The 7,427-nt window shown below is 65.0% G+C and carries 6 protein-coding genes; 4 read left to right on the top strand and 2 right to left on the bottom strand.

Features of this window, described 5'->3' with window-relative positions; all coding sequences use genetic code 11:
* Nucleotides 1-235: 235 nt before the first annotated feature.
* Together FFS45_RS21625 and FFS45_RS21620 are read left to right on the top strand one after the other, a co-directional pair.
* Complete coding sequence (locus tag FFS45_RS21625; RefSeq protein ID WP_137956668.1) at nt 236-1,834, top strand: L-lactate permease; 1,599 nt, start codon at nt 236-238, stop codon at nt 1,832-1,834.
* A 332-nt stretch (nt 1,835-2,166) separates the two neighbouring features.
* The gene (locus tag FFS45_RS21620; RefSeq protein WP_137956667.1) at nt 2,167-3,102 is read left to right on the top strand and encodes a DMT family transporter; all 936 of its coding nucleotides are present in this window, start codon (nt 2,167-2,169) and stop codon (nt 3,100-3,102) included.
* Between the two features lie 499 nt (nt 3,103-3,601).
* Here FFS45_RS21620 and FFS45_RS41795 read toward each other — a convergent pair whose 3' ends face one another.
* Nucleotides 3,602-3,760 (bottom strand): hypothetical protein, encoded by a 159-nt coding sequence (locus FFS45_RS41795; protein ID WP_171029708.1) that lies wholly within the window; start codon nt 3,758-3,760, stop codon nt 3,602-3,604.
* Nucleotides 3,761-3,940: 180 nt separating this feature from the next.
* The gene (gene bamC / locus FFS45_RS21615) at nt 3,941-5,179 is read right to left on the bottom strand and encodes an outer membrane protein assembly factor BamC (RefSeq protein ID WP_137956666.1); all 1,239 of its coding nucleotides are present in this window, start codon (nt 5,177-5,179) and stop codon (nt 3,941-3,943) included.
* Between the two features lie 444 nt (nt 5,180-5,623).
* On the opposite strand from bamC, the gene FFS45_RS21610 reads away from it, so the two are divergent.
* Nucleotides 5,624-6,118, top strand: a complete 495-nt coding sequence (locus tag FFS45_RS21610; RefSeq protein ID WP_137956665.1) for a DUF2844 domain-containing protein — start codon at nt 5,624-5,626, stop codon at nt 6,116-6,118.
* 12 nt (nt 6,119-6,130) lie between these two features.
* Nucleotides 6,131-7,417 carry a DUF3443 domain-containing protein gene (locus FFS45_RS21605; protein WP_137956664.1) on the top strand — a complete coding sequence of 429 codons (1,287 nt, stop codon included), beginning with the start codon at nt 6,131-6,133 and terminating at the stop codon, nt 7,415-7,417.
* Nucleotides 7,418-7,427: the final 10 nt, after the last annotated feature.

Genomic DNA, 7,427 nt, shown 5'->3' with positions numbered 1-7,427 from the left:
CCCTCAGGCCATCCCCGCACCACCTGTACGCCCCGCCACACCCTGCCCGTACTTTCCCGTCTTGACTGCGCCAGCGCGGGTTCTATGCTGAAACTGCCGCTTGCACTATCTGTTTAAATACGCGATCCGGTGCTGTTCCCACACGCAGCCACACCGCCATCCGTCCTGCTCCATCCGACGCGTCAGCTAGCGCGCAGTCCGTCGCGTCGACACCAACAACAACGAAGGAGACGTGATGTTTCACCAACTATTGACACCCATCGGCAACTCGCTTTTGCTGTCGTTCCTGGTCGCGGCGCTGCCGATCCTGGTGGTGCTCGTGCTGCTCGGCTGGGCCCGGCGCCCGGCATGGCAGGCGTCGCTCGCCGGACTGATTGTCGGGCTGCTGATAGCGGTCTTCGGCTGGCAGTTTCCGGCCGGCCTCGCCGTCGATGCGGTCGCCGCCGGCGCGGTGTTCGCGATCTGGCCTGTGATGTGGATCGTGTTCGCCGCCATCCTGCTTTACAACATCGCGCAACGCTCGGGCCGCTTCGCCGCGTTCCGCATGTGGATGATCGACAACCTGCCCAACGACCGCCGCATTGTGCTGGTCGTGGTGGGCTTCTCGTTTGGCGCGCTGTTCGAAGGCATCTCGGGCTTCGGCACGCCGGTCGCAATCACGAGTTCGCTGCTGATCCTGCTCGGCTTTCCGACGCTGGAAGCACTCACCTTCACACTGATTTTCAACACCGCGCCGGTCGCCTTCGGCGCGCTCGGTGTGCCGATTACCGTGCTTGGCGCCGTCACGCATCTGCCCACCGACTCGCTAGCCAAAATGGTCGGCCGCCAGTTGCCGTTCTTTGCCTTCTTCCTGCCGTTCTATGTGATCGCCGTCTACGCGGGCTTGCGCAACATGCTGCGCATCTGGCCGGTGCTGCTGGTCTCGGGAGCGAGCTTCGCGCTCACGCAATTCGTCACGTCGAACTACGTCAATTACAGCCTCACCGACGTGCTTTCCTCGCTGATCTCGCTGATCGTCACGATTGCGTTTCTGCGCGTCTGGAAACCGGCCGCCGATCCGAAGTTCGCGATCAATATCGACCGTGTTGCCGAAGTCCGCACCGCGGTAAGCGGGGCACAGGGCTGGTATCCGTGGCTCATCGTGTCGGTTGTGGTGATCGTCTGGACCGTCGCGAAGATCTTCACGATCGGCGATATCAAGGTGCCGTGGCCCGGCCTCGACAAAGCGGTCTACATCACGCTCTACAACACGCCTTACGCCGCGGTCTGGGACTTCCAGCCGCTCGCCACCGGTACGGCGATCCTCGTCGCGGCACTGATTACGGCCTTCATCGTCCGTATGAACGCGCGGGAGTTCGGCGGTGCGATCGTCGACACCTGGGTGCAGACCCGCATCGCCATTCTGACCGTGGCGACGATCGTCGGGCTCGCCTATCTGATGAACTACTCCGGGCTGAACTACACGCTCGGGCTCGGCGTCGCTTCGGTCGGGGCATTCTTCCCGCTGGTATCGGCCTTCCTCGGCTGGGTCGCCGTGTTCCTGTCGGGCAGCGATACCTCCGGCAATGCCCTGTTCGGCAACCTCCAGGTCGTGGCCGCCCGTCAGATCAATCTGAACCCGATCCTGATGGCCGCCACCAACTCCTCAGGCGGGGTGATGGGCAAGATGATCTCGCCGCAGAACATCTCGACCGGCGTCGCGACCACCGATCTCAAAGGCAAGGAAGGCGTGGTGTTCGCGAAGACCTTCAAGCACTCGCTGATTCTGACGATCGTGCTCGGCATCATCGTGTGGCTGCAGCAGAACTATCTGCAAGGCATGATCCCGCATTGAGCGCAGGCACGATGCGAGGTAAAAAGGCACGTCTTATGGCGTGCCTTTTTGTTGCCCGACGGTTCCCGCTTTGTTTCCCACTGGCCTCATCTTCCGCTCGCGCGCGCCCTCCGCTGCCAGCCGGCACCCATGCTAATTTTTTTCACATATCGGTGAGAATTGCTCGTTTTGCGCTAACCTTCACGGCGCTTACGCTAGAGCGCTAAAGGATGCGATCAGGAATCAAGCCAGGCATCGACATCTTGCTGTTTCATTCCAGCCTGAAACATCCGCGAAACCGCGCTGCTACCATCGTTTCGTGTCCCGACTCAACTGCGCGGGACACGCCTTTCATGAATACGAAAAACCTGCTTCAACTCCTCGCTCTCGCTGCCCTATGGGGTGCGTCGTTTCTGTTCATCCGGGTCGGCGTAACCGACTTCGGCGTGGCGCCGCTGATGGCGTTGCGCGTGGGCATCGGCGCGCTGTTTCTCATCATCCTGCTGGCAGCCCGGCGACCCGTGCGCCAGTCCGTCGCCACGCTGCGCGCCCGCGCGCTGCCGCTGCTGGTGGTCGGCATCCTGAATTCGGCCGCGCCGTTCTGCCTGTTCGCGTACGCCGAGCTGACGCTATCGGCGGGCGTGACGTCGGTCATCAACGCCAGCACGCCGCTGTGGGGCGCGCTGGTGGCGTTCCTGTGGCTCAAGGACCGCCTGAGCGCGCTGCGCAGTCTCGGCCTTGCGGTCGGCTTCCTCGGCGTGCTGATGCTGGTGTGGGATCAGATCGCCACGCCCCACGGCAGCAACGCCACGCCGCTGACCGCCGCACTGGCGGCTGCGGCTGCGCTCGGCGCGACGCTGCTGTACGGCATCGCCGCCAACTACGCGAAGCGCCATCTGAGCGGAGTCGAACCGCTTACCGTCGCCACCGGCACCATGAGCGCCGCCACCGTCGTGCTGCTGCCGCTCGCCGTGGTCTACTGGCCGGCCACACCGGTCTCGCTGCACGCGTGGGGCTCGGTGATTGCACTCGGCGTCGCCTGCACCGGCATCGCCTACATGCTGTACTTCAATCTGCTCTCGGTGGTCGGTCCTGCCCGGGCGATGACCGTGACCTTCGTGATTCCGGTCTTCGGCATCCTGTGGGGCGCGCTGTTTCTCGACGAAAGCGTTTCGCCGGGGATGCTCGTGGGCTGCGGCGTGATCCTGATCGGCACGGCCCTCGCGACCGGCATGATCAAACGCATTCCGTGGTTCGGATCGCACCGCCCGAGCGGTGCGGATACCTGAGCAGGCCGGCAAACACTGCCGCTGCTGTCGTCGGCCCTGGGCCGTCCGCCGTCCGCCGCTCCTGCGCATTCTCTCGCCGCACCCAAACCGCCGCCTAAAACCCCGCGCGCAAAAAAATAGCCCGCGCTCCAGTGGGGCGCGGGCGAAACCGTCGCCCTACGAGGATAGGCGACGGGGCCAACGGGGCCGCGCGCTACGCGCGCAAGCCATCATTCGGCAACACGCCGGTTCGTCATCCGGCGCGCAAACAACGTGTTTCGAGGTAGGCCGGCACCGCGCGCAGCTATCACAAGTGAGCTTGCCGCCGCGGCCATCCGGCCCCATGAGGTACATAAAAGCAGCTTGTGTGCCAAGCTAAAACATCGTTGACGCACGACCGCAAGCTTTTGATTTTTATGTCTATTTTTTTAGCGAGCGGATAAGGGAGGGGGTTTTTGCGGCGCGTTACGCCGTAACGTCACGTTACGCGCAGGCCGCACACAGGGTAGTAAGACGGCGCCTAGCGCAGCCGCCATTTGCCGCGCTGGCCACGCGGCTGCGGCTGGCGCGCACGCAAGACGCTGTGCTGCGGCTCATGCGCCGAGAGGGCCGCGCCGCATACGAGCGCGAGGACGAGCAGGCTGACTGCCCACATCCAGTAGGGAATGACATCGAACATGGCCGGTCTCCTTGGTGTTGGTCCGGCCTGAGAAGCAAGCTCCATGCGCAGCGGGTCGATCCGCCCAAAGGGCGCCCCGGCCACCGCGCCGCCAGGACGATGGCCATAAAAAAACCCGCCTGGAAACCACCCAGGCGGGTTTTGCAGCAAAGCGATTCGCGCGGCGAGCCGCGCGGTGGATCAGCGCAACTGATCGACCACAAGGCTCATGATCTGCTTGGCCGGCGCCGACGAATCGATATTGCCCTTGTCGTCGACCACCGCCACGCGGGTCTGGTCAGGGGTGACCGCGCGCACGTTGACGAGGTACTGCTTGGCGACCTTTTCAGTCTTGCCGTGGAACACCTGACTCCAGAAGCCCTGCTCGGCCGACGTCATATCCTTCGGATCCACGTAGCGCACCGAATACAGGCCGCGGGTACGGTCGCGGTTGTCGACCGTGAAGTTGCTGCGGTCGAGCGCGATGCCCACGCGCACCCAGGCGCGGTCATACGGCTCGCCGAGCGTGAGCTCGGTGGACGTGTATTGCCCCGACGTATTCGCCGCGTCCAGATCCGGCGTAGGCTGCTGCGCCGCCAGCGCGACGTTCTGGGCCGCCGTTTTGGCCGCAGCCGAGTTCGCGCCTGCCGCCGCTGCACCTGCCGCTGCCGGAGCCGTTTGCGCGCCGGCCGGCGACAAGGCCGCGCCCTGCGTGTCGCCAGCGCCGGCACGCGAATCGGCCAGCGCGAGCGACGCCATCAGGCGCTTCAGGTACTCGGTTTCGAGGCCCGGATCGTTCGGCTTGGGCTGCCACGTGGTCGATTCGTTGTTGGCGCCGCTCAGGGCTTCCTGCATGCCCTTCTGGCTGACGAACACGTAGGTGCCGCCGTTCGGGGCGATTTCGAGACGGGTGCGGTACTTGTTGCGCTCGGAGGCGACATACGAGTTGCCCATGGCTTTCGAGAGCGTGTTGCGGATCAGGCCGTCGTTGATCTGCGCGTGGGTTTCGTTCCAGTCGGTCTCCATCACGCCCTTGTCGCGCTGGTCGACCACCAGCAGGAAGCCCTGTTCCTGCCAGAAACGGCGGATTTGCGGCCAGACCTGATCCGGCGTCTTGCCGTCGATCACCAGCCAGCTTTCCGTACCGTCACGCTGGATATGCATGCCCTTGACCTGCGGCACCACGGTCAGGTCCGAAACCGGCGCCTGGGCCTGCACCTGGTTGAGCGTGGACAACGAGGTCTCGCCGCCCTGTGGCGGAAGCGAGCGCTGATCGGACGTCTCATCGATCAGGTTCGGCGGCACGGCCAGCGACACCTGTTTCGATTTGGAGTCGCTTCTGTAGTCAATCTTGGTCGGCGACGAGGTACCGCAACCGGCGACCAGGCCGCCTGCCATCAGCAATGCTGCAAACCGCTTGGTAAGACGAAGATCAGTCATGTTCAGGGAATCCTTCCGCTACGCCACGGCAAGTTTCCGTGGATCAACCCGTGATTTTACCGGTCCCGGGCGAACCTGTGCAAAAAGCCGGTATGGCCCCCGCCGGAGACGGTCGCAAAGGCGGCTTTCTGGGGGTGATTCCGGCGTCCGGCGAGTCCGCGGCCGACGCATCGAAACGGGTCATTTGACACATGCCAATACCCGCTGGACGGCGCACCTTGACGGCCCTCTGGCGCGCCCGATTTAACACTTCGCAACGTTCCCCACACCAACATCAGACAACCCTGTCAGATGCACTATCCCCTTGTTTTTCCGGGCGATTCCAGAATTGCACGGCGGACTTTTTTGATATTTCAAATTACCGCTCTTAGCCTTGCCAGCATTGCTCAGGAAACCTCAGTGATATCTTAAATTCACTGTCTTAAAAAAATGACGAGGCCAGCCATGCGGGTATCGAGGAGCGCCCTCCAATCGTTCAGCCGCGGCGCCGCACGAGCGGCGGCGCTTGCCGCCTTACTTTCCATGACATGCGCCCACGCCGAGCTCGGCGGGGCTATCGCCGCCCCCGGGGCCGGGACCGCAGCCACCTCGGCGGGGGCCGCAGCGGCGCCGCTGCTGAACGGCGCCGTGCTGAGGCGCACGAACGTCGACGCGGGCGGCACGACGATCAACGAGTACGCGTCGAACACCGGCGAGATCTTCGCCTACACCTGGCAGGGCCCGACCATGCCTGATCTGCCGGCGCTGCTGGGCGCCTATGACGCCTCCTACCGGAGCGGCGCCACCGCGGGTTTCCCGGCAGCGCACGACCTGCACGCCTCGCGCGTGGTTCAGCCCGATGTGGTGGTGGAGTCGGGCGGCCAGATGCGCAGCTACGTGGGCCGCGCCTGGCTGCCGGGTGCGCTGCCCGCCGGCGTGACCCCTGACGACCTGCCCTGAAGGAGCGCGCTCATGTCGACCCGCTCCCTATTCCTGCCATTCCTGTTCCTGATCGCCGGCGCACTCTGCGGCACCCTCGCCGCCTGCGGTGGCGGAGGTAGCGGCGGCGCCAGCAGCGCCGCGACCGGCGCCGCCGCCTCCCCGGCCACAGCCTCCGGCGCCCCGAGCACACCCGGCACGCCGGGCAGCGCGGCCAGCAGCCCGGCGGCAATTCCCCAGTCCAGCACGCCGAACGTCCAGCCGATCGCCGTCACCACTGCGCCGGGTTTGACCCGGAATATGCTGACAACCAGCGTCACGGTCTGCGTGCCCGGCACCAGCAACTGCGCGACCATCGACAACGTGCAGGTCGACACCGGCTCGCAGGGTCTGCGGCTGCTCGCCTCGGCGCTGCCGTCCACGCTGCAGTTGCCGGCGCTGCAGGCGGGCGGCGGCAACGCCGGCGAGTGCGCGGTATTCGGCGGCGGTTACACCTGGGGGGCGGTACGCAGCGCGGACGTGCGCATGGCCGGCCAACTGGCCGCCGCACTGCCGGTCCAGGTGATCGCCGACCCCACGGTGCCCACCGTGCCCTCCGACTGCAGCGGCGCCGGCGTCGCCATGCAGAGCACCGCCAGTTTGCGCAGCAACGGCATTCTCGGTGTCGGACTGTTTGCCGCGGATTGCGGCAGCACCTGCGCAGATAACGCCACGCCGCGCTGGTACTACAGTTGCGACACGAGCGGCGCCTGTCAGGCAAGCGTCCAGGCGGTCGCCCAGCAGGTCACGAACCCGGTGAGCGCCTTTGCGCTCGACAACAACGGCGTCGTGATCGATCTGCCGGCCATCGGCGCCGGCGGCGCGCCGAGCGTGAGCGGCTCGCTGATCTTCGGCATCGGCACCCAGGCGAACAACGTGCTGGGCGAGGCGACCGTACTGCGGGCGAATACGCAAAACGGCTATGTCACGACGGTCAGCAACAGCCAGACCTATTCCCTCAGTTATCTGGATAGCGGCTCGAACGCGTTGTTCATTGCCGACGCCGGAATGCCGGAATGCGGACTCTGGTACTGCCCCGCCACGCAACAGACCGAAAGCGCGACCATCAGCGGCAGCGACGGCGCCACGGCAACGGTGTCCTATTCGGTGGACAATGCGACGGCGCTCTTCAATTCGTCCGATAACGCGTTCAACGATCTCGCGGGCATCTCGAGCAACAGCTTCGGCTGGGGGCTGCCGTTCTTCTATGGGCGGCGCATCTACACCGCCATTGAAGCCCGCCTCACTTCAGCCGGCGCCGGGCCGTACTACGCGTTCTGATTAAATGCCG

The sequence above is a fragment of the Burkholderia sp. 4M9327F10 genome, assembly GCF_005503145.1.
GTDB lineage: Bacteria > Pseudomonadota > Gammaproteobacteria > Burkholderiales > Burkholderiaceae > Paraburkholderia.
Note: the sequence above shows the minus strand (reverse complement) of the source record. Positions and strands in the feature narration are given on the sequence as shown.